The 1,412-nt window shown below is 55.5% G+C and carries 1 rRNA gene; it reads right to left on the bottom strand.

Annotation, left to right across the window (positions count from 1 at the left end):
• Positions 1 to 21: 21 nt before the first annotated feature.
• Positions 22 to 1,412, bottom strand: a 23S ribosomal RNA gene (locus tag ACFV1J_RS40310); the annotation flags it as partial.

Genomic DNA, 1,412 nt, shown 5'->3' with positions numbered 1-1,412 from the left:
ACACAGTGGACGCGAGCAACTGAGGACAAGCCCTCGGCCTATTAGTACCAGTCAACTCCACACCTTACGGCGCTTCCATATCTGGCCTATCAACCCAGTCGTCTACTGGGAGCCTTACCCCATCAAGTGGGAGGGAGCCCTCATCTCGAAGCAGGCTTCCCGCTTAGATGCTTTCAGCGGTTATCCTTTCCGAACGTAGCCAACCAGCCATGCCCTTGGCAGGACAACTGGCACACCAGAGGTTCGTCCGTCCCGGTCCTCTCGTACTAGGGACAGCCCTTCTCAAGACTCCTACGCGCACAGCGGATAGGGACCGAACTGTCTCACGACGTTCTAAACCCAGCTCGCGTACCGCTTTAATGGGCGAACAGCCCAACCCTTGGGACCGACTCCAGCCCCAGGATGCGACGAGCCGACATCGAGGTGCCAAACCATCCCGTCGATATGGACTCTTGGGGAAGATCAGCCTGTTATCCCCGGGGTACCTTTTATCCGTTGAGCGACGGCGCTTCCACAAGCCACCGCCGGATCACTAGTCCCTACTTTCGTACCTGCTCGACCCGTCAGTCTCACAGTCAAGCTCCCTTGTGCACTTACACTCAACACCTGATTGCCAACCAGGCTGAGGGAACCTTTGGGCGCCTCCGTTACCCTTTAGGAGGCAACCGCCCCAGTTAAACTACCCACCAGACACTGTCCCTGATCCGGATCACGGACCCAGGTTAGACATCCAGCACGACCAGAGTGGTATTTCAACAATGACTCCACACCAACTGGCGTTGATGCTTCACAGTCTCCCACCTATCCTACACAAGCCGAACCGAACACCAATATCAAGCTATAGTAAAGGTCCCGGGGTCTTTCCGTCCTGCTGCGCGAAACGAGCATCTTTACTCGTAATGCAATTTCACCGGGCCTATGGTTGAGACAGTCGAGAAGTCGTTACGCCATTCGTGCAGGTCGGAACTTACCCGACAAGGAATTTCGCTACCTTAGGATGGTTATAGTTACCACCGCCGTTTACTGGCGCTTAAGTTCTCAGCTTCGCCACACCGAAATGTGACTAACCGGTCCCCTTAACGTTCCAGCACCGGGCAGGCGTCAGTCCGTATACATCGCCTTACGGCTTCGCACGGACCTGTGTTTTTAGTAAACAGTCGCTTCTCGCTGGTCTCTGCGGCCACCACCAGCTCAGAGTGCAAGACTCATCACCAGCAATGGCCCCCCTTCTCCCGAAGTTACGGGGGCATTTTGCCGAGTTCCTTAACCATAGTTCACCCGAACGCCTCGGTATTCTCTACCTGACCACCTGAGTCGGTTTAGGGTACGGGCCGCCATGAAACTCGCTAGAGGCTTTTCTCGACAGCATAGGATCATCCACTTCACCACAATCGGCTCGGCATCAGGTCTCA

The organism is Streptomyces sp. NPDC059649 (assembly GCF_042734445.1).
Taxonomy (GTDB): domain Bacteria; phylum Actinomycetota; class Actinomycetes; order Streptomycetales; family Streptomycetaceae; genus Streptomyces.
Note: the sequence above shows the minus strand (reverse complement) of the source record. Positions and strands in the feature narration are given on the sequence as shown.